This window comes from Spirillospora sp. NPDC047418 (assembly GCF_040643275.1).
Taxonomy (GTDB): Bacteria; Actinomycetota; Actinomycetes; order Streptosporangiales; family Streptosporangiaceae; genus Spirillospora.
The window spans coordinates 1-18,958 of sequence record NZ_JBEYTW010000079.1; the positions used below are offsets into that span (position 1 = coordinate 1).

General features: G+C 71.7%; 20 protein-coding genes. 14 read left to right on the top strand and 6 right to left on the bottom strand.

The features are described from left to right. Positions 1–93: 93 nt before the first annotated feature. Positions 94–906: a crotonase/enoyl-CoA hydratase family protein gene (locus ABZ806_RS34100; RefSeq protein WP_500221579.1), complete on the bottom strand. Its 813-nt coding sequence runs from the start codon at positions 904–906 to the stop codon at positions 94–96. Positions 907–1,060: 154 nt separating this feature from the next. Here ABZ806_RS34100 and ABZ806_RS34105 point away from each other — a divergent pair, with 154 nt between their 5' ends. The 8 genes from ABZ806_RS34105 (at position 1,061) to ABZ806_RS34140 (ending at position 10,533) form a co-directional block, all read left to right on the top strand. Continuing rightward, entirely contained in the window at positions 1,061–2,620 is a 1,560-nt protein-coding gene (locus tag ABZ806_RS34105; RefSeq protein WP_500221580.1) for an acyl-CoA synthetase, read from the top strand. Beyond that, the gene (locus ABZ806_RS34110; RefSeq protein ID WP_500221581.1) at positions 2,610–3,557 is read left to right on the top strand and encodes a Zn-ribbon domain-containing OB-fold protein; all 948 of its coding nucleotides are present in this window, start codon (positions 2,610–2,612) and stop codon (positions 3,555–3,557) included. Before ABZ806_RS34105 ends, ABZ806_RS34110 begins: the two co-directional genes overlap by 11 nt. Next, positions 3,557–4,597, top strand: coding sequence for a thiolase family protein (locus ABZ806_RS34115; RefSeq protein ID WP_500221582.1), 1,041 nt, complete (start codon positions 3,557–3,559; stop codon positions 4,595–4,597). Before ABZ806_RS34110 ends, ABZ806_RS34115 begins: the two co-directional genes overlap by 1 nt. Further along, a complete protein-coding gene (locus ABZ806_RS34120; protein WP_500221583.1) occupies positions 4,590–5,747 on the top strand; it encodes a thiolase family protein in 1,158 nt (385 codons plus the stop codon). The genes ABZ806_RS34115 and ABZ806_RS34120 overlap by 8 nt, the downstream gene beginning before the upstream one ends. Positions 5,748–5,777: 30 nt before the next feature. Continuing rightward, positions 5,778–7,349, top strand: a complete 1,572-nt coding sequence (locus tag ABZ806_RS34125) for an acyl-CoA synthetase (RefSeq protein ID WP_500221584.1) — start codon at positions 5,778–5,780, stop codon at positions 7,347–7,349. Between the two features lie 228 nt (positions 7,350–7,577). After that, on the top strand, positions 7,578–8,045 hold the full coding sequence (locus ABZ806_RS34130) for a MarR family winged helix-turn-helix transcriptional regulator (RefSeq protein ID WP_500221585.1): 468 nt from the start codon (positions 7,578–7,580) through the stop codon (positions 8,043–8,045). 409 nt (positions 8,046–8,454) lie between these two features. Continuing rightward, entirely contained in the window at positions 8,455–8,826 is a 372-nt protein-coding gene (locus ABZ806_RS34135) for a DoxX family protein (protein ID WP_500221586.1), read from the top strand. 75 nt (positions 8,827–8,901) lie between these two features. After that, positions 8,902–10,533, top strand: a complete 1,632-nt coding sequence (locus tag ABZ806_RS34140; RefSeq protein WP_500221587.1) for a serine/threonine-protein kinase — start codon at positions 8,902–8,904, stop codon at positions 10,531–10,533. A gap of 14 nt (positions 10,534–10,547) precedes the next feature. Here ABZ806_RS34140 and ABZ806_RS34145 read toward each other — a convergent pair whose 3' ends face one another. Together ABZ806_RS34145 and ABZ806_RS34150 are read right to left on the bottom strand one after the other, a co-directional pair. After that, entirely contained in the window at positions 10,548–11,738 is a 1,191-nt protein-coding gene (locus ABZ806_RS34145; RefSeq protein ID WP_500221588.1) for a lipid-transfer protein, read from the bottom strand. Beyond that, positions 11,735–12,199 (bottom strand): Zn-ribbon domain-containing OB-fold protein, encoded by a 465-nt coding sequence (locus ABZ806_RS34150; protein ID WP_500221589.1) that lies wholly within the window; start codon positions 12,197–12,199, stop codon positions 11,735–11,737. Before ABZ806_RS34150 ends, ABZ806_RS34145 begins: the two co-directional genes overlap by 4 nt. Positions 12,200–12,397: 198 nt before the next feature. Here ABZ806_RS34150 and ABZ806_RS34155 point away from each other — a divergent pair, with 198 nt between their 5' ends. From ABZ806_RS34155 to ABZ806_RS34165, 3 genes are all read left to right on the top strand, one after another. Next, a complete protein-coding gene (locus tag ABZ806_RS34155; RefSeq protein ID WP_500221591.1) occupies positions 12,398–13,165 on the top strand; it encodes an SDR family oxidoreductase in 768 nt (255 codons plus the stop codon). A 10-nt stretch (positions 13,166–13,175) separates the two neighbouring features. Next, entirely contained in the window at positions 13,176–14,135 is a 960-nt protein-coding gene (locus tag ABZ806_RS34160) for an LLM class F420-dependent oxidoreductase (protein WP_500221592.1), read from the top strand. 95 nt (positions 14,136–14,230) lie between these two features. Next, positions 14,231–14,530, top strand: a complete 300-nt coding sequence (locus ABZ806_RS34165) for a Fe-S cluster assembly protein HesB (RefSeq protein WP_163055273.1) — start codon at positions 14,231–14,233, stop codon at positions 14,528–14,530. A gap of 55 nt (positions 14,531–14,585) precedes the next feature. On the opposite strand, the gene ABZ806_RS34170 is transcribed toward ABZ806_RS34165, so the two are convergent. From ABZ806_RS34170 to ABZ806_RS34180, 3 genes are read right to left on the bottom strand one after another with little or no spacing between them, the layout of a single operon-like run. Next, positions 14,586–14,786 (bottom strand): hypothetical protein, encoded by a 201-nt coding sequence (locus ABZ806_RS34170; RefSeq protein WP_500221593.1) that lies wholly within the window; start codon positions 14,784–14,786, stop codon positions 14,586–14,588. Between the two features lie 22 nt (positions 14,787–14,808). Further along, a complete protein-coding gene (locus tag ABZ806_RS34175; RefSeq protein ID WP_500221594.1) occupies positions 14,809–15,909 on the bottom strand; it encodes an Rv3169 family protein in 1,101 nt (366 codons plus the stop codon). Next, positions 15,906–16,970 (bottom strand): phosphotransferase family protein, encoded by a 1,065-nt coding sequence (locus ABZ806_RS34180; RefSeq protein ID WP_500221595.1) that lies wholly within the window; start codon positions 16,968–16,970, stop codon positions 15,906–15,908. The genes ABZ806_RS34175 and ABZ806_RS34180 overlap by 4 nt, the downstream gene beginning before the upstream one ends. A gap of 140 nt (positions 16,971–17,110) precedes the next feature. Between ABZ806_RS34180 and ABZ806_RS34185 the strand changes: the two genes are divergently transcribed. The 3 genes from ABZ806_RS34185 (at position 17,111) to ABZ806_RS34195 (ending at position 18,811) form a co-directional block, all read left to right on the top strand. Beyond that, entirely contained in the window at positions 17,111–17,761 is a 651-nt protein-coding gene (locus ABZ806_RS34185) for an MBL fold metallo-hydrolase (RefSeq protein WP_500221596.1), read from the top strand. Next, on the top strand, positions 17,758–18,420 hold the full coding sequence (locus ABZ806_RS34190; protein WP_500221597.1) for an HAD family hydrolase: 663 nt from the start codon (positions 17,758–17,760) through the stop codon (positions 18,418–18,420). The genes ABZ806_RS34185 and ABZ806_RS34190 overlap by 4 nt, the downstream gene beginning before the upstream one ends. A gap of 187 nt (positions 18,421–18,607) precedes the next feature. Next, positions 18,608–18,811: a PspC domain-containing protein gene (locus ABZ806_RS34195; RefSeq protein ID WP_163055284.1), complete on the top strand. Its 204-nt coding sequence runs from the start codon at positions 18,608–18,610 to the stop codon at positions 18,809–18,811. Positions 18,812–18,958 lie beyond the last annotated feature (147 nt).

Genomic DNA, 18,958 nt, shown 5'->3' on the forward strand with positions numbered 1-18,958 from the left:
GGGGGGTTGGGGGGGGCCCGGCGGGGGTTGGGGGGGGGCCGGCGCCGCGGCGGGGCCGGCCCACGCCCGAGCCGCCGCCGGGGGCCTGATCCGTCACTTGCCGTGGTAGACGGCGGGGCGCTTCTCCTTGAAGGCGCGGGAGCCCTCCTTGGCGTCCGCGGAGGCGAAGACGGGCCAGCCGATCTCGTCGGAGATCTTGAGCGCCTCCTCTTCGGGGAGGTGCTCGGTCTCGCGGACGGCGCGCAGGATCGCCTGGACGGACAGCGGCGCGCACGCGGCGATCTGGTCGGCCATCTCGCGGGCCGCGGCGAGCGCCTGCCCGTCCGGGACGACCTTGTTGACCAGGCCCATGGCGAGGGCCTCCTGCGGGGTCACCTCGCGGGCGGTGAGCAGGATGTCGAGCGCGGCGGCGTAGCCGATCTGGCGGGGCAGGCGGACGGCGCTGCCGCCCATGGGGAACAGGCCGCGCTTGGCCTCGAACAGCCCGAGGGTGGCGCCCTCGGCGACAACGCGCAGGTCGGTGCCGGTGAGCAGTTCGGTGCCGCCGGCGACGGCGTAGCCCTCGATGGCGCAGATGAGCGGCTTGGTGGGGCGGCCGTCGCGCAGCAGGCCCTTCCAGTGGTAGTCGGTGATCTGCGCGGCCCGCTCCTGGACGCGCGGGTCCGCGGACGGCTGGCTCATCGCCTTCAGGTCGGCGCCGGCGCAGAAGGTGCCGTCGGCTCCGGTGAGGATGCCGACGCGGACCTCCGGCGTGTCCGACATGTAGGCCCAGGCGTCGGCGAGACCGACCAGCATCGCGGTGCTGAGCGCGTTGCGCGCCTCCGGCCGGTTCATCGTGACGGTGACGACGTGGCCGTCCCGCTCGACGATGCAGTGCTCGGTGCTGATCGGCAGCCGTTCCGCCATGGTTCCTCCAGCTCGGGTGTCAAACGAGAACAGATTCTAGTTAAGCCGCTGCCCTACCGGTAGGGGTTGAACTCCAAAACGAGAACGTGATCTACTTTCATCGCCGAGTGCCGCCGTGTGACGGTGCTCACCGTGATCACTTAGGGGAGTTCCGATGGGGTCATTGGGCTTTTGGCGGTTGGCGCAGGCCGATCCCGACTGGGTCGCGTGCGTCGACCCGGACGGGACGAGTCATGCCGCGGGCGACCTGCTGGCCCGCGCGAACCGGCTCGTCCACGGGCTGCGCGCGCTGGGGCTGGAGAAGGGCGACGGCATCTGCGGGCTCGTCCCGAACGGCGCCGACGGCCTCGTGCTGTACCTGGCCGCGCTGCAGGCCGGCTGGTACTACACGCCGATCAACTGGCACCTGACCGGGCCGGAGATCGGCTACATCGTCTCCGACAGCGAGGCCAAGGCGTTCTTCGTCCACGAGCGGTACGCCCGGGAGGGCGTGCCGGCCGGTGCGGAGATCGAGGCGCACCGGCGGTTCGCGTTCGGGGACGTCGAGGGCTTCCGCCCGCTCGCCGAGCTCGTCGAGGGGCAGCCCGACACGCTGCCGGACGACCGCAGCAACGGCGCCACGATGCACTACACGTCCGGCACGACCGGACGGCCGAAGGGCGTCAAGCGGGCGCTGATGGGCATCGACCCCGACGACAGCGCCGAGCTGATGACGTTCCTGCTCGGCCTGTTCGGCATCCCGCCGGGCATCCCGGCGGGGGGCGAGCACCAGGCCCATCTGATCACCTCGCCCAACTACCACACGGCCGTCACCCAGTTCGGCGGCACCGCCCTGCAGATGGGCCACACGCTCGTCTACATGGACAAGTGGGATGCCGAGGACACCCTCAGGGTGATCCAAGAACACCGTGTGAGCAATACCCACATGGTCCCGACGCACTTCAAGCGGCTCCTGTCGCTGCCGGAGGACGTCCGGTCCCGGTACGACGTGTCGAGCATGAAGTGGGCGATCCACGCGGCGGCGCCGTGCCCCGTGCCGATCAAGCAGCAGATGCTCGAATGGTGGGGCGACTGCATCTGGGAGTACTACGCGGCGACCGAGGGCGGCGGGACGATCGCGAGCCCGCAGGACTGGCGCGCGCACCCCGGCACGGTCGGCAACGCGTGGCCGATCAGCGAGCTGCTCATCGTGGACGACGACGGCGAGCCCGTCCCGGCCGGCACGCACGGCACGATCTACATGAAGATGGCCGGCGTCGAGTTCGAGTACAAGGGCGACAAGGAGAAGACGGAGAAGAACCGCCTCAAGGGCTTCTTCACCGTCGGGGACATCGGCTACCTCACCGAGGACGGCTTCCTGTTCCTGTCCGACCGCAAGGCCGACATGATCATCTCGGGTGGCGCGAACATCTACCCGGCCGAGATCGAGAACGAGATCATCCTGCACTCGAAGGTCGGGGACGTCGCCGTGTTCGGCATCCCGGACGAGGAGTGGGGCGAGCAGATCAAGGCCGTCGTCGAGCCCGCCGAGGGCGTCGCGCCCGGCGACGAGCTCGCGGGCGAGATCCTCGCGTCGCTGGAGGGGCGGCTCGCGAAGATGAAGTGGCCGAAGACCATCGACTTCATCGAGACGATGCCGCGCGAGCCCAACGGCAAGCTCCTCAAGCGCAAGCTGCGGGACCCGTACTGGAAGGACCGCGACAGTGCCATCTAACACGGCGCCATCCGACGCCCCGAACCACGTCGTCGAGTTCCCCGGCGGCTACACCCGCTCGGTCGGCCCGGTGATCGGGCGGTTCCTGAGCGAGCTGCGCGACGGCCGGCTGGTCGGCGTCCGGACGGCGGGCGGCCGGGTGATCGTCCCGCCGCAGGAGTGCGACCCCGAGACCGGCGAGGACGTGACCGGCGAGTTCGTCGAGGTCGGCCCGGCCGGGACGGTCACGACCTGGTCGTGGGTGCCGGACCCGGCGAAGGAGCACCCGTTCGACCGTCCGTTCGCGTGGGCGCTGATCCGCCCGGACGGCGCCGACACCGCCCTCGTGCACGCCCTCGACCTGGGCGTCTTCGAGGTGGGCGCGAAGCCGCCGAAGTTCCTGAAGACCGGGATGCGGGTGCGGCCGAAGTACCGCGCGGAGCGCACCGGGACGATCGGCGACATCGAGTGCTTCCTGCCCGAGGTCACGATGATCAACCCGCAGGCGGCGCTGGAGTACCGGCTGAAGGGCGGCCGGGCGCTCGGCCGGTTCCTGGAGGGGATCTCCGAGGGCCGGATCATCGGCCACCGCTGCCCGGTCTGCGACAAGGTCATCGTGCCGATGAAGGGGTTCTGCACGCGCGACGGCGTGCCGACGACCGAAGAGGTGGAGCTGCCCGACACGGGCACCGTCACCACCTTCGCGGTCAACAACATCCCCGACCCGCGCGCACCCGAGGTGCCGTTCGTGTCCGGTTACGTCCTGCTGGACGGCGCCGGCCTGACGATGCTGACGCTCGTCGCGGGCATCCCGGCCGACCAGGTGCGGATGGGGATGCGGGTGAAGGCGGCGTGGCGGCCCCGCGATGAGTGGACCCACTCGATGTCCAACATCAAGTGGTTCGAGCCCATCGACGAGCCCGACGTCCCCTTCGAAGAGATCAAGGACTTCATGTAATGCGTGATGTCGCAGTCGTCGCGTTCGCACAGAGTCATCACAGCGCCGAGGACCAGGGGATCGCGGAGACCGAGATGGTCCTGCCGGTGATCACCGAGATCAAGGAGCGGACGGGCCTGTCCCGGTTCGGGTTCACCTGCTCGGGCTCGTGCGACTACCTGCAGGGCGCGCCGTTCGCGTTCGTGTCGGCGCTCGACACGCTGGGCGCGTGGCCGCCGATCGCCGAGAGCCACGTCGAGATGGACGGCGCGTGGGCGCTGTACGAGGCGTGGGTGAAGCTCCAGATCGGCGAGATCGACACCGCGCTGGTGTACGGGTTCGGCAAGTCGTCCCAGGGCGACCTCCGCGCGATCATGACCCAGCAGCTCGACCCCTACACGCTGGCCCCGCTCGGCGTCGACCAGGTGTCGATGGCCGCCATGCAGGCCCGCGCCTACATGGAGCGGTCGGGCGTGAAGGAGGACGACCTGCGCGCCGTCGCGGCGAGGTCGCGGGCGTCCGGCCGCGACAACCCGTTCGCGCTGCACCTGCCCGATCCCGACGGCGACGCGTACGACGTGGCGCCGCTGCGCCCCTACGACGTCGCGCCCGTCACCGACGGCGCCGCTGCGATCGTGCTCGCGGCGGGCGACAAGGCGCGGGAGCTGTGCGAGCGGCCCGCGTGGATCACCGGCATCGACCACCGCACCGAGCCGCACGCGCTCGGCGTGCGCGACCTGACCCGCTCCGCGGCGGCTCGCCTCGCGGGGGAGAAGGCCGGCGCGACCGGGATCGAGGTCGCCGAGCTGCACGCCCAGTTCAGCCATGAGGAGCTGATCCTGCGCGAGGCGCTCGGCCTGGACGACGGCGTGACGGTCAACCCGTCCGGCGGGGCCCTGGCGGCGAACCCGGTGATGGCGGCGGGCCTGGTCCGCATCGGCGAGGCCGCGGCCCGCATCCACGATGGGACGGCGTCCCGGACGCTGGGGCACGCCGCGTCCGGCCCCTGCCTCCAGCAGAACCTCGTCTGCGTGCTGTCGGGAGAGAACAACCATGGCTAAATCCTGCGCGATCATCGGCGTCGGGCAGACGCAGTACAAGACCAAGCGGCTGGACGTGTCGATGGCCGGCCTGCTCCGCGAGGCCGCCCGCCGCGCCCTCGACGACGCTGGGCTGACCTGGAAGGACATCGACGCCGTCGTGGTCGGCAAGGCGCCCGACATGTTCGAGGGCGTCGTGATGCCGGAGCTGTTCCTGGCGGACGCGATCGGCGCGACCGGCAAGCCGCTGCTGCGCGTCCACACGGCCGGCTCCGTCGGCGGGTCCACGGCGATCGTCGCGGCGAACCTGATCCAGTCCGGCGTGCACGACCGGGTCCTCACGCTCGCGTGGGAGAAGCAGTCGGAGTCGAACGCGACGTGGACGCTGACGGTCAACGGGCCGTTCACGACGTCCCTGGTCGTCGGGGCGGGCGGCTACTTCGCGCCGCACATCCGCGCCTACATGGCCCGGTCCGGCGCCCCCGACCACATCGGCACGCTCGTCGCGGTCAAGGACCGGCAGAACGCGCTGCGGAACCAGTACGCGCACCTGAAGATCCCCGGCATCACCCGCGAGATGGTCGAGTCGACGCCGATGCTGTGGGAGCCGATCCGGTACCTGGAGACGTGCCCGTCCTCGGACGGCGCGTGCGCGATGGTGCTGGCCTCGGAGGACGCGGCAAAGCGAGCACCGCACCGACCCGCCTGGGTGCACGGGACGGCGATGCGCTCGGAGCCGATGCAGTTCGCGGGCCGCGACAGCGTCAGCCCGCAGGGCGGCAAGGACGCGGCGGCGGAGGTGTACCGGCAGGCCGGCATCACCGACCCGCGCAGCGAACTCGACTGCGCCGAGGTGTACGTCCCGTTCTCCTGGTACGAGCCGATGTGGCTGGAGAACCTCGGGTTCTGCGGCGAGAACGAGGGCTGGAAGCTCACCGAGGCCGGCGCGACGGCGTTCGACGGCGACATCCCGTGGAACCCGTCCGGCGGCGTGCTGTCGTCCAACCCGATCGGCGCGTCCGGCATGATCCGGTTCGCGGAGGCCGCGCTGCAGGTGCGCGGGCTGGCCGGCGACCACCAGGTGGACGGTGCGCGGCGCGCGCTCGGCCACGCCTACGGCGGCGGCGCCCAGTTCTTCGCGATGTGGATCGTCGGCAGCGACAAACCCTGATCTCCTTCACCCCCCTTCGGAGGACGTCCGATGGAGTACAACCACGCTGACCTGTTCGAGGGAATCGCGGACGCGATCGGGGACCGTGTCGCACTGGTGTGCGGCGACCAGCGGTTCACGTTCGCCGAGCTGGACGCGCACGCGAACCGGCTCGCCCACCACCTGCAGGACGCGGGCGTGCGGCCGGGCCAGCACGTCGCCGTCCAGCTGTACAACGGTGTGGAGTACGCGGCGGCGCTGCTGGCGGCGCTGAAGATCCGGGCCGTGCCGATCAACGTCAACTACCGGTACGTGGAGACCGAGCTGCTCTACGTCTACCAGGACTCCGACAGCGTCGCGCTGCTGTACGACGTGGAGTTCGAAGAGCGGGTCGCCGCGGCCGTCGCGGAGGCGCCGAAGCTGACGCACCTCATCGGGGTGGGCGGCACGCCGTCCATCCCGGGCGCGGTCGCCTACGACGCGGCGCTGGCGGACGCGGACGCCACGCGCGCGGGCTTCCCGGAGCGGTCCGGCGACGACCTCTACATCATCTACACCGGCGGGACGACCGGGATGCCGAAGGGCGTCATGTGGTCGACCGAGCAGATCATCTTCGCGTTCTGGAACCCGACGGTGCCGCGCCCGGCCGCGCCCGCGGACATCGTGGAGCACGCCCGCACCAGCGGGCCGCTGATCATGATGCCGGTCGCGCCGCTGATGCACGGGGCCGCGCAGGTGGCCACGTTCATCGCCTGGTTCATGGGCGCGACGCTCGTCTACACCCGCAAGTTCGACGCGGCCGACGTGTGGCGGACGATCGAGCGGGAGAAGGTCAACTCGCTGACGATCACCGGGGACGCGATGGCGATCCCGATGGCGGAGGAGCTGGCGCGCGGCGAGTACGACACGTCGTCGCTGTTCGCCTACGTCTCCACGGGCGCGATCTTCACCGGGACGGTCCGGGACCGCATCCAGAAGCTGCTGCCGAACGTGCTGATCCTCGACCGGTTCGGGTCGACCGAGTCGGGTTCGACGGCCGAGGCGGTCGCCGGCTCGACCCCCGAGAAGGGCCTGCGGTTCGCCCCCGACGTCGAGAACGTCACCGTCCTGGACGACGCGCTGCAGCAGGTCAAGCCCGGCTCGGGAGTGATCGGGCAGGTCGCCCGCACCGGCCACATCGCGCAGGGCTACTACAACGACCCGGAGAAGACGGCCAAGACGTTCCCGGTGGTGGACGGCAGGCGCTGGCTGCTCACCGGCGACATCGCCACCGTCGAGGAGGACGGTTCGATCGCCGTCTACGGGCGCGGCTCGCAGGCCATCAACACCGGCGGCGAGAAGGTGTTCCCGGAGGAGGTCGAGGCCGTCCTCAAGGGCCATCCGGGCGTGTACGACGCGGTCGTGACGGGCCTTCCGGACGAGCGCTGGGGGAACCGCGTCGCGGCGGTGATCCAGCCGTCCGGCGACGCGCCTGACCCCGCGGACCTGGACGCGCACTGCCGGCGCGAGCTGTCGGGCTACAAGGTGCCGCGCGTCTACGCGTTCGTCGCCGAGATGAAGCGCTCGCCCGCGGGCAAGGCCGACTACCGGTGGGCCAAGGAGGTGGCCGGGGAGGCCGGATGAGGACGCACCGGTTGAGGACGTAGAGGTCGGCCCCGAACCTTCGTGGGATTCGGGGCCAGGAGCGGACCTCTGTTAGTGGTCCTAACAAAACCCATGATAGGGGCGGCCTGGGGGTGCCCCGATCATGGGCGGGTGAGTCCTGCGCCACACGCCGCGCCGTCCCCGGTGGCCCTGTCCGCATCCGGCCACTAGGCTCTCCAAACGAGAGATGACGAGGGAGAGGTGGGCGTGTCGACCCCGGACCGCGAGCGGTTGGACGAGCTGCAGCGGGCGATGCAGCGCAGCACCATGTTCACCGTCCTGCTGCACCACGCCACCGCGAGCAAGGCGGGCCTGAACGTCACCGACGCGCAGTGCGTGAGCGCGCTGGTGCTGGACGGCCCGCAGACCCCCGGGCAGCTGGCGCAGCTGATGGGCATCACCACCGGCGGCGCGATCACCGCCGTCATCGACCGGCTGGAACGCGCCGGATACGTCCGGCGCACCCGCGACCCCGACGACCGCCGCCGCGTGATCGTCGAGCCGGTCGAGGAGAACATCGCCGAGTTCGGCTCCTACTTCGAGCCGATCGCCCACGCCTTCCACGAGCGCCTCGCCGCCTACAGCGACGCGGAGATCGCCGTCCTGCGGCGCTGGATCCGCGAGAACAACGAGGCGATGCCCGGCATCATCGAGCAGATCCGCGAGCTGCCCTGACCGGTGGGGCGGCCGCGCGGCGGGCCCATCACCGCCGCCGACCCTGTGATCGACATGGGGCCGGGCGCGGCATGGCGAGCGCCCGCGCGGCTCCGGGACGGCCCCCGCCAGTCCCGGAGCCGTTCGGGGCGGGTCCGGAGACGGCGCCGGCGGTCCCCCCGGCCGCGGCAGCCGCCCCCGGAGTCTGGTGCTCGGACGTCATCGCGAGCCTCCGCGGGGAGATTTCGTACTTACCGGTCAGTAGCAACCTAACTCCCCCCGAAACCGCACGAAGTCGCCGAGACGATGACATCTGACACGTGACCGCTCCACCCCAGGTCACACGGGCGCAAGGGGGTGACTTGCCTCACATCGGAAGACCCGAGGGGGCACTATTGGACGAGCCGTCTGATCTGCCAGACTGCGGGACATGACCGATTCGTCACGTGCGTCGCGGCGGCTGGCCGGTGCCATGGCCGGCATGGGCGCCCTGCACATGATCGCCCCGAGGCCGTTCGACGCGCTCGTCCCCGAGCGCCTGCCCGGCGGCGCGCGGACCTGGACCTACCTCAGCGGCGTCGCCGAACTCGGCTGCGCCGCCGCCGTCGCCCATCCCCGCACCCGCAGGGCCGGCGCGATCGCCACGGCGGCGCTGATGGCGGCCGTCTTCCCCGCCAACGTCAAGATGGCCCGCGACTGGCGCCGCCGCCCGCTGCCGCTGCGCGCCATCGCCTACGGCCGCCTCCCGCTCCAGGCGCCGATGATCGCCTTCGCCCTCCACGTGGCCCGCGAGGCCCGCTGAATCCCGGACGCACCGCCCCGCGCGAATGAGATCATGTGCGTTGCGACGGACGCGACGACGAGGGGCTGCTGAGCCGTGGAACCACTCCGCCCAGAGGACCCCGCCGAGATCGGCGGCTACCCGCTCCTCGCCAGGCTCGGCGCGGGCGGCATGGGGCAGGTCTACCTCGGCCTGACCGGCGGCGGCCGGCACATCGCCGTCAAGGTGATCCGGGAGGACTTCGAGGGGCCGGAGGCGCTCGCCCGCTTCCGCCGCGAGGTCGCGACCGTGGAGCGGGTCCGGACCCGGTACGCCGCCGCGATGGTCGCCGCCGGCCTGGACGCGCCGCCGTACTGGCTGGCGACCGAGTACGTGCCCGGCCCGACGCTGCGGCAGGCGGTCGCCCGGCACGGGCCGCTCCCGCCCGACACCTGCGTGCGGCTGCTCGCCGCGCTCGCCCGGGGGCTGCTGGAGCTCCACCGGCAGGGCGTCCAGCACCGCGACCTCAAGCCGGGCAACGTGATCCTCGCGCCGGACGGACCGCGCTTCATCGACTTCGGCATCGCGCGCGGCGAGGGCCAGACGCAGATCACCCAGACCGGCGCGTGGAACGGCACCCCCGGCTACGTGGCGCCGGAGGTCGTCCGCGAGCAGCAGCCCGTCCCCGCGTCGGACGTGTTCTCGCTCGCCGGCACCATCGCCTACGCCGCCACGGGGCGCCCGCCGCTCGGCGGCGGCCGCATCGAGGCGATCATCCACCGGACCCTCGACGGCGACATCGACCTGGACGGGGTCGACGCGCGCGTCGCGGGCCTCGTCCGGCAGTGCGCGGCGAAGGAGCCGGGCGCCCGCGCCACCCCGGAGCGGCTGCTCGAACTGGCCGCCGACCCGGTGCCGCCGGCGGACGATCCCGAGTACCGGCGGCGGGTCGGCGCCCCCGAGCCGGTGCCCGCGGGCGTCGCGGACGCGGTCGCGTCCGGGCTCGTCCCGCCGGGTCGCGGCCGGACGACGCTGACCGGGCGCATGTCCGGGCGATCGCGCGCCGCCGTCATCGCGGCCGGCGCCGGGGTGGTCGCCGTAGTCCTCGCCGGAGCCCTCACCGCGCGGTCGGTCTTCAACGACGACCCGGCGGGCCGGCAGGGCGCCGATCCCTCGACGAACGGTTCGCAGAACGCCCAGGCCGGGCAGGGCGCGGAGGGCGGGACCGCCACGCCGCCGGAGGGTGCGCAGGCCGGACGGACCCCCGGCCCCGGCGGTCGTCCGCCGGACGTGATCCTCGTGAAGCAGCCCACGTCGGACTTCCGGGCCGTGGCGTACTCCGAGAAGGACGGGAACTGCCTGCCCGCGATCCGTTCAGAACCCGAGGACCGGGCCCTCGCGGGTCAGCTGCAGGTCTCCGCGCCGCGGCAGCCGTACACGGGGACGAGCATCAAGTTCGGCATGCGGTTCAAGTACGCGTCCCCGTCCGGCTACTACGTGGCGGCGCAGCTCCGCCCGCCGGGGCCGCACGGCAGCGCGGGTCCCGGCTGGATGGCGAGCCGGCCGCGGCCGATCCCGCCGGACGCCGGCTGGCTCGACCTCCACTTCCCCGCCGACTTCACCTGGGACGGCTCGGGCGCCGGGACGTCCCCGGAGCTGCGTCCCGGCGTCTGGACGATCGTCTGGCTGCACGTCCGCGCGAACGGCGACGCCTTCTACCTGGGCTGCGACGGGTTCACCGCCGCGTGATCAGCGGACGGTGATCAGCGGACGGTGATGACGGCGGAGCCGTGGCCGAAGAGGCCCTGGTTCACCGCGATGCCGGCCCGGGCGCCGTCGACCTGGCGGCCCTCGGCCCGGCCGCGCAGCTGCCAGGTCAGCTCGCAGACCTGCGCGATCGCCTGCGCCGGGATCGCCTCGCCGAAGGAGGCGAGGCCGCCGCTCGGGTTGACCGGGACGCGGCCGCCGAGCGCGGTGGCGCCGGAGCGGAGCAGTTCCTCGGCGCCGCCCCGCTCGCACAGGCCGATGTCCTCGTACCAGTCGAGTTCGAGGGCGGTGGACAGGTCGTACACCTCGGCGAGCGACAGGTCCTCGGGGCCGAGGCCGGCCTCCTCGTAGGCGGCGTGCGCGATCGCGGAGCGGAACGGCCGCTCGGGGACGGCGGCCGTCATCGCCGAGTCCGTCGCGAAGTCGGGCAGGTCCAGGACGGTCTTGGGGAAGGTCGGGGTGACCGTCGAGACCGCCGGGATCCGCACGGGGTCGGTGACGCCGTGCCGCCGCGCGAACTCCATCGAGGTGAGGACGAGGGCGGCGCCGCCGTCGCTGGTCGCGCAGATGTCCAGCAGGCGCAGCGGGTCGGCGACGACGGCGGACTCGCGGACGTCCTCGACCGTCACCTCCTTGCGGTACCGGGCGTTCGGGTTGCCGAGGCCGTGCCGCGCGTTCTTCACCTTGACGGCGGCGAAGTCGTCGAGCGTGGCGCCGTACAGGGCCATCCGGCGGCGCGCGTACAGGGCGAAGTAGATGGGGTTCGTCGCGCCCAGGAGGCGGAAGCGGAGCCAGTCGGGGTCGTCGGGGCGGTCGCCGCCGACCGGCTTGAAGAAGCCCTTCGGCGCGGCGTCGGCGCCGACGACCAGCGCGACGTCGCACAGGCCCGCGAGGATCTGCGCGCGCGCCGTGTTGATGGCCTGCGCCCCCGACGCGCACGCCGCGTAGCAGCTCGACACCCGTGCGCCCGACCAGCCGAGCGCCTGCGCGAAGGTGGCGCCGGCGATGAACCCCGGGTACCCGTTGCGGATGGTGTCGGCGCCCGACACGTACTGGACGTCCGTCCAGGACAGCCCGGCGTCGGCGAGCGCGGTCCGCGCCGCAGCGAGGCCGTACTCGACGAAGTTGCGGCCCCACTTGCCCCACGGGTGCATGCCCGCGCCGAGGACGGCGATGTCGCGACTCATTTGACGGGCCTCCACATCCAGACCGTGTATTCGGCTTCGTCGTCCTCGTAGAGGACGCCCTCGGTCAGCTCGACCTCCATGCCGACCTCGAGGTCGTCGACGGTGTGGCCGGGGGCGACCTGGCCGAGGACGACCATGCGCTCGGCTTCGAGTTCGACGGCGGCGACCGTGTAGGGGACGAACGGGTCGGGGGAGACGTACGGGGGCGGCGGCTTGTAGCGCGAGTCGGCGTACGACCAGACGCGCCCGCGCGGCGACAGCGCGTACTCCTCCAGTTCCGAGCCGTCCTTCGGCCCCGTGCATCCGGGGTTGCGGCAGGCCAGCTCGTTGCGCGGGAAGTACGGCGTTCCGCAGGACGAGCAGCGGGTACCGAGCAGGCGGACGTCGCCGTCCGCGGTGGTGTACCAGCCCTCGACGGCCGGACGGCGCTCCTTGGGTGTGCTCACCCGGGTCGTGGTCACGCGGCCCCTCCTCGTGTCGTCCGGCGCAGCGTAACAACCAAACGATCGTTAGAAAGAATGCCCGTCCGGTGAGCGGGACGGAACCCCCAGGGCAGCTAACTGACTCGTCAGTCACTTCGCTACAGTGAACCGAGTCGGATTCTGCCCATCGCCGCCCACAGGGTGCGAGCGAGTGGTGAGCGAGTAGGGAGCGCGCGGATGCGGACTGGTCTTGAGGGAAGGACGGCCCTGGTCACGGGGGCGTCCCGGGGCATCGGGAAGGCGATCGCGACCGCGTTCGCCGCCGAGGGCGCCAACGTGGTGCTCTCGTCCCGCAAGCAGGAGGCGCTCGACGAGGTCGCCAAGGAGATCGGCGCGGCGCACCCGAACGTGGGCGTGCTCGCCAAGGCGGCGCACGTCGGCCACGCCGACGAGGCCGCCGCGTGCGTGGACGCGGCCGTCGCCGAGTTCGGCGGCCTGGACATCCTCGTCAACAACGCCGGCACGAGCCCGCACTTCGGGCCGATGGCCGAGATCACGCCCGCCGCCGCGGCGAAGACCGTCGAGGTCAACCAGTTCGCGGTCGTCCAGTGGACGCAGCTCGCGCTGAAGGCGTCGCTGGCCGAGCGCGGCGGCTCGGTCGTCAACATCGCCTCCGTCGGCGGGCTGATCACCGAGCACGGCATCGGCTACTACAACGCCACGAAGGCCGCGGTGATCCACCTCAGCCGGCAGTTCGCGATGGAGCTGGCGCCCAGGGTGCGGGTGAACTGCATCGCGCCCGGCCTGGTCAAGACCCAGCTCGCCCGCGCGCTGTGGGAGGCCAACGAGGCGGAGATCGGCGCGCACATGCCGCTCGGCCGGCTCGGCGAGCCCGAGGACATCGCGAACGCGGCCGTGTTCCTCGCGGGCGACGCCTCGTCCTGGATGACCGGGCAGACCCTCGTCGTCGACGGCGGCGCCACCATCCGCGCGTCGATCGCCTGAGGAGGCCCGGATGTCACGCTGGGGACTGACCATTCCGCTCACCGGGCTCCCGCTGGCCGAGCACCGCGAGATCGTCGCGGAGCTGTCCGGGCTCGGCTACACCGACGCCTGGTCCGCCGAGACCAACGGCACCGACGCGTTCACCCCGCTGGCGCTCGCCTCCCAGTGGGGCCCCGAGCTGCGCCTCGGCCCCGCGATCGTCCCGGTCTACACGCGCGGGCCCGCGCTGCTGGCCCAGCACGCCGCCACCCTCGCCGGCCTCGCGCCCGGACGGTTCGTGCTCGGCATCGGCACCTCGTCCGACACGATCGTGCAGCGCTGGAACGGCATCCCGTTCGACGAGCCGTACAAGCGCGTCCGCGACACGCTGCGCTTCCTCCGCAAGGCGCTCGCCGGGGAGAAGGTGAAGGAGGAGTACGACACCTTCGCCGTCAAGGGCTTCAAGCTGGACAACGTGCCGGAGACGGCGCCGCCGGTCGTCCTCGCGGCGCTGCGCCCCGGCATGCTGCGGCTCGCCGCGCGCGAGGCCGACGGCGCGATCACCAACTGGCTGGCGCCCAGGGACGTCCGGACGGTGCGCGGCGAGCTGGGCGAGGAGCCCGAGCTGATCGCGCGGCTGTTCGTGTGCCCGACCGACAACGCCGAGGAGGCCCGCGCGATCGGCCGCTGGATGATCGCCGCGTACATGACGGTGCCCGTCTACAAGGCGTTCCACGAGTGGCTCGGACGCGGCGAGGCGCTGGCCCCGATGAACGAGGCGTGGGCGGCCGGCGACCGGAAGAAGGCCCTGGAGGTCATCCCGGACGAGGTCGTCGACGACCTGATCGTGCACGGGTCGCCGGAGGCGTGCCGGGCCCGCGTCCGCGAGTACGTGGACAGCGGCCTGACCACGCCGGTCCTCGCCGTCGTCCCCGGCGGCGGCCTCTCCCCGGTGGAGGCGGTCAAGGCGCTCGCGCCGAACGCGGACTGACATCCGCCGGTCACGTCCGGATGTTTGCCGCCGTGGCGATCGGGGAGGGTGGGGCAGATCCGATCCGAGAACGACAGAGACGTGAGGAGCTGATCGTGCTCACGCTGACCAGCGGTGCCGTCCAGGTCATCCGTACCGTGACCGCCAATCCGGAGCTTCCGCCGGAGACCGGCATCCGCATCGAGTCCGGGCTCGACGGCTCGGACGCCCTGCGGCTCTCCGTCGCCCCCGCGCCCGAGGCCGGCGACCAGGTCGTCGAGGAGGAGGGCGCCAAGGTGTACCTGGAGCCCACCGTCGCCGAGATGCTGGACGACAAGATGCTCGACGCGCAGGTCGACCCGCAGGGCGACGTCGCGTTCACCATCGCGGAGGGCACCGGGGGAATCCCTACCTGACGCGTGCGGCGAGACCCGGGGCATCCTGACGCGGGGCGCCCCGGGTCTTGTGCCGTCAGCTCATCGCCGCGACGACGGCGACCACGGCGAACACGAACGCCGCCGTGGTGAGGACCATGAAGGCCGCGATCACCGCGCAGGCCAAGCCGCGCGGCTGGTCGCGCCAAGTGCCGTACCGTTCGCGCACTTGCCCGTCCAGTTCTTCCCGGGACGGCCGTTCTGCGTCCGGGGGGTCGGGCGAAGGCGGGGTCGTCACGGCCGCCAGTCTCGCAGATTCCTCAGTCATCGAAGGACGGATGCGGGCCCAGGGCCCAGTACTCGTAGAGTCCGTGGCCGGTGACGGCGCCGGTGGGCTGCGCCCCGTCCAGGTACTCGTAGCGGCCGACCGCGTCGACCATGCCCCACATGCGTGCGGCGTCGTCCGGTTTGCGGGTGTCGTAGGTGACGCCCTCCACCTTGAGATCGGGCCCCTGGTACATGCCGTGCTTCCAGCCGGGCTCCAGTCCGTATCCGGTGCCGACCATCATGTGGACGGGCAGGATCGGTGTCGCCTTGATCTCGAACGGCTCCCCGCCGGGCGGCGCGAACCGCAGCGTGGCGCTGACCACGTCGCGGGTGCCCTCGGCGTACTCGGGACGGTATTCGGGACGTCCCAGGTACTCGGCCTCACGGTCGGGCCAGACGCGGGTGGCCTCCTCCAGGATGCGGCGGCCCTTCTCGTCCTCCTGCACGATGCACAGGATCGAGTGGTCCTCGAACTGGATCGGTGTGTAGAGCCAGTAGAAGGTGCCCGCGTTCTTGACCTGGATGCCCGGAGGCTCGGACTCGCCCACGGGCCGGATGCCCCACGACCGGTCCCGCGAGCCCCACCAGTGGTCGGGCGTGGCCTCGATGGTCTCGCCGTCCACCGTGATGGTGCCCGTCCAGCGGCCGGTCTGGGCGAGGCGCCGCGAGTCGAAGACGACGCGTTCCTGCCAGCGGAGATAGTGCGGAGGCTCCAGCGTGGCGGGGATCGTCCCCTCCCACGTCAGGTCGAAGGCCAGGCCGTGCTCGTTCTCGTCGAGGACGACCCTGAGCCGCTTCAGCCCCTCGATGACCTCGACGCGGAACGGGCCGACCGTGGTGTCCATGCGGTCGTTGCCCAGCTCGCGGGACGCCCGGACGACCTTGTGCACCGGGCCGCGCCGCACGACCGCGAACGCGTCCATCACCCCGAGGTTCGGGTACTGCCCGATCCCGATGATGAGCATCATCTCGTCGGAGCACGGATGGACGTTGAAGTAGTACCGGTCGTAGAAGTTGCGGTCGGACGTCGTGACGTGCCGCATCACCTCGGGTGCCTGGTGGATCGGGTAGTCGTCGAGCGGCGAGAGCGTCACCGGTCTCCTCCGAGGATGCGCGCGAGCAGCTGCGAGCAGTTGTTGTTGTAGGGGAAGTCGGAGGTCGCCTCGATCCAGCCGAAGTCGATCATCGCCTGGCCGATCCGCGCCATGATCACCGAGAACTTGAAGCCGGACAGGACCTCGTAGTACGCGAGGTTCCGCATCGGGCGGCCGAGCAGCTCCTCGTACCTGGCGACGGTCTCCGCGTAGGACGGGAAGCCCGCCAGCCTGGCCGCGCCCATGCCGTCGCTGTGGTGCCGGTCGAGGAACATGAACCAGGCGAGGTCCTCCTCGGGGGCGCCGAGCACCGCGGTCTCCCAGTCCAGGACGGCCGCCGGCGCGCCCGCCTGGAAGATCACGTTGCCGATGCGGGCGTCGCCCCACAGCGCGACCGGGTCGTCCGGCTCGTCGGGGCGGTTGGCCTTCAGCCACTCCAGCGCCCTGAGCGCCGTCTCCTGCGGCCCCTGGTAGGCCCAGTGCAGGTAGTGCTCGTAGTAGGCGAGCCGCTGGCCGAGGCCCGGCGCGCCCCAGTCCGGCTGGTCGAGGAAGCCGAGGCCGAGGTCGCGGACGTCCAGCCGGTGCAGGTCCGCCATGATCTCCAGCGTCGACCACCACATCGCGGCCCGCTCGGCCGGTTCGACCTCCGTCACCCAGCCGTCGGTGTGGTACGGCGGCATGTCGGTCGGGACGCGTCCGTCGATGCGGCCCATCACGAAGAACGGGGCGCCGAGCACGTCCGCGGACGGCTCGTACCAGCGGATCGGCGGCACCGGCACGGACGTGCGCTCGTCCAGGATGCGCATCAGCCGGTACTCGTCGGCGAACCGGGGCTCGGGGAAGACCTGGTACGCGGTCGGTGCGACCCGCGCGACGAAGGGCTCGCGCCTGGTCGCGCCGCCGTCGCTCCACTCGGCGTCGAACATGAGCGTCTCGTTGGAGAAACCGCTGGTCTGCGGGGTGTCCACGTGGGGGATCCGGACGCCGGGCAGATGCCCGCCGAGCCAGTCCGCCAGCGCGCGTCTGGTGATCTCGGGGTCGCGTTGGTCGGGAACGGGCATCGCCGCCTCCTTGCGCCGGACTCCTGCGGCCCGACTCGTGCGGCCGGACTTCTGCGGCCGGGCCAAAGTAGAACGTGTTCTATCAACGGTCCGGGGGCCGGTCAATGGGTCCGGCGACCCCGTCGTGAAAACATGGCCGGATGCGTCTAACGAAGTTCGGGCACGCCTGCGTCCAGATCACCGAGGACGACCGCACGATCGTCATCGACCCCGGCTCCTTCAGCGAGGCGGCCGGAGCGCTGGCCGCCGCCGATGCCGTCCTGATCACCCATGAGCACTTCGACCACTTCGACGCGGACGCGTTGCGCGCCGCGATGGCCGAGCGCCCCGCGCTGGAGGTCTGGACGTCCCGCGTGGTCGCCGGGAACCTCGCCGACCTCGGCGGGCGCGTCCACCAGGTCGGCCACGGCGACGCTGTGACCATCGCCGGGTTCGACGTCCATGTCTACGGCGAGGAGCACGAGATCCTCCACCCCGACGTGCCGCCCATCCCGAACGTCGGTTTCCTCGTGGACGGCGAGGTGTTCCACCCGGGTGACGCGCTGACCGTCCCGTCGGAGCCCGTGCCCACCCTGTGCCTGCCGGGCAACGCGCCGTGGATGAAGATCCCGGAGTTGTACGCCTACACGCGCGAGGTCCGTCCCGAGCGGGCCTTCGTCATCCACGACGGCCTGCTGAACGACATCGGCCTCACGGTGATGCAGAACCACGTCGCCAAGGCGGGCGAAGAACTCGGCAAGGAGTTCCGCCGCCTGACCCCCGGCGCGTCGGTGGACTTGGCCGCCAAGTGAACCTGCGTCCCGTCCAGGCGGTGTTCTTCGACATCGGCGAGACGCTCATCAACGAGGGGGAGATCTACGGGCGCTGGGCCGACTGGCTGGGCGTGCCGAGGCACACCTTCCTCACCAAGCTGGGCGCGGTGCTCGCGCTGGGCGGCAGCCACATGGACCTCCTGGAGTACTTCCGGCCGGGGTTCGACCTCGCGAAGGAGGAACGGCTGCGGGCCGAGGCGGGCGTCCCGAACGGGTTCGGGCCGGACGACCTGTACCCGGACGCGCGGGCCTGCCTGTCCGGCCTCCGCGACCAGGGCCTCTACGTCGGGATCGCCGGCAACCAGCCGGTCGAGGCGGCGGCGCAGATGGCGGCGCTCGGCCTGGACGCGGAGGTCGTCGGCATCTCGGCCGTGTGGGCGGTCGCCAAGCCGTCCCACGAGTTCTTCGAGCGCTGCGCGCAACTCGCGGACGTCCTGCCGGACCGCGTCCTGTACGTGGGGGACCGGATCGACAACGACGTCCGTCCCGCCCTGGAGTTCGGGATGCGGGCGGCGTTCCTGCGGCGCGGCCCCTGGGGGCACATCCAGGAGGACGACGACGCGCTCCGCGAGTGCCTGTTCGTCCTGGACGACCTAGCCGGCCTGCCGAAGCTGGTGGCCGAGCACAACGCCCTCTAGAGAACCCTGTCCCGGAAACCCTGCCCCAAGACGACCCTTAGGGGACGTCCCGTAATCCCGAGGTATTGCGCCGGAACGGGCCCAGCGGCCGATGTGGAGCGGCCCGTCCAGTCCGTAGCGTGGGGAACACGGCGGCGGAAACCCGCGGCCGTGTTCACCGCTCGACGAATCGGGGAGAGAACAACCCATGAACGGCCTCTACCGTCCGCGCGACAATCGGATGATCGCGGGTGTCTGCGCCGGCCTCGCCCGCCGGTTCGGCATGACTCCCGGGATGGTCCGCCTGCTCTTCGTCCTGTCGTGCCTGCTGCCGGGTCCGCAGTTCGTCGTCTACCTGGTCCTGTGGGTGATGATGCCGAACGAGGACCGGCACATGGCGGGCGCCCGCTAGCTCCAAGATCATCGATAGTGCTCGACCGGGCCCGCCCTTGGGTGTTAGATCGGGGCACCACCATCGGACCTTTTCCGCCGTCCGGTCACCGATGCGGGGACCGCCGGGGATGACCGGGTCCGTCCCGCCGTGGGAAGGGAAGGAGCC

What these genes read in the sequence shown, in the direction of transcription:
- ABZ806_RS34185 (WP_500221596.1), top strand. Translation starts at nt 17,111, where the DNA reads ATGCGTCTAACGAAGTTCGGGCACGCCTGCGTCCAGATCACCGAGGAC.
- ABZ806_RS34105 (WP_500221580.1), top strand. Translation starts at nt 1,061, where the DNA reads ATGGGGTCATTGGGCTTTTGGCGGTTGGCGCAGGCCGATCCCGACTGG.
- ABZ806_RS34120 (WP_500221583.1), top strand. Translation starts at nt 4,590, where the DNA reads ATGGCTAAATCCTGCGCGATCATCGGCGTCGGGCAGACGCAGTACAAG.
- ABZ806_RS34125 (WP_500221584.1), top strand. Translation starts at nt 5,778, where the DNA reads ATGGAGTACAACCACGCTGACCTGTTCGAGGGAATCGCGGACGCGATC.
- ABZ806_RS34195 (WP_163055284.1), top strand. Translation starts at nt 18,608, where the DNA reads ATGAACGGCCTCTACCGTCCGCGCGACAATCGGATGATCGCGGGTGTC.
- ABZ806_RS34160 (WP_500221592.1), top strand. Translation starts at nt 13,176, where the DNA reads ATGTCACGCTGGGGACTGACCATTCCGCTCACCGGGCTCCCGCTGGCC.
- ABZ806_RS34135 (WP_500221586.1), top strand. Translation starts at nt 8,455, where the DNA reads ATGACCGATTCGTCACGTGCGTCGCGGCGGCTGGCCGGTGCCATGGCC.
- ABZ806_RS34100 (WP_500221579.1), bottom strand. Translation starts at nt 906, where the DNA reads ATGGCGGAACGGCTGCCGATCAGCACCGAGCACTGCATCGTCGAGCGG.
- ABZ806_RS34145 (WP_500221588.1), bottom strand. Translation starts at nt 11,738, where the DNA reads ATGAGTCGCGACATCGCCGTCCTCGGCGCGGGCATGCACCCGTGGGGC.
- ABZ806_RS34180 (WP_500221595.1), bottom strand. Translation starts at nt 16,970, where the DNA reads ATGCCCGTTCCCGACCAACGCGACCCCGAGATCACCAGACGCGCGCTG.
- ABZ806_RS34155 (WP_500221591.1), top strand. Translation starts at nt 12,398, where the DNA reads ATGCGGACTGGTCTTGAGGGAAGGACGGCCCTGGTCACGGGGGCGTCC.
- ABZ806_RS34115 (WP_500221582.1), top strand. Translation starts at nt 3,557, where the DNA reads ATGCGTGATGTCGCAGTCGTCGCGTTCGCACAGAGTCATCACAGCGCC.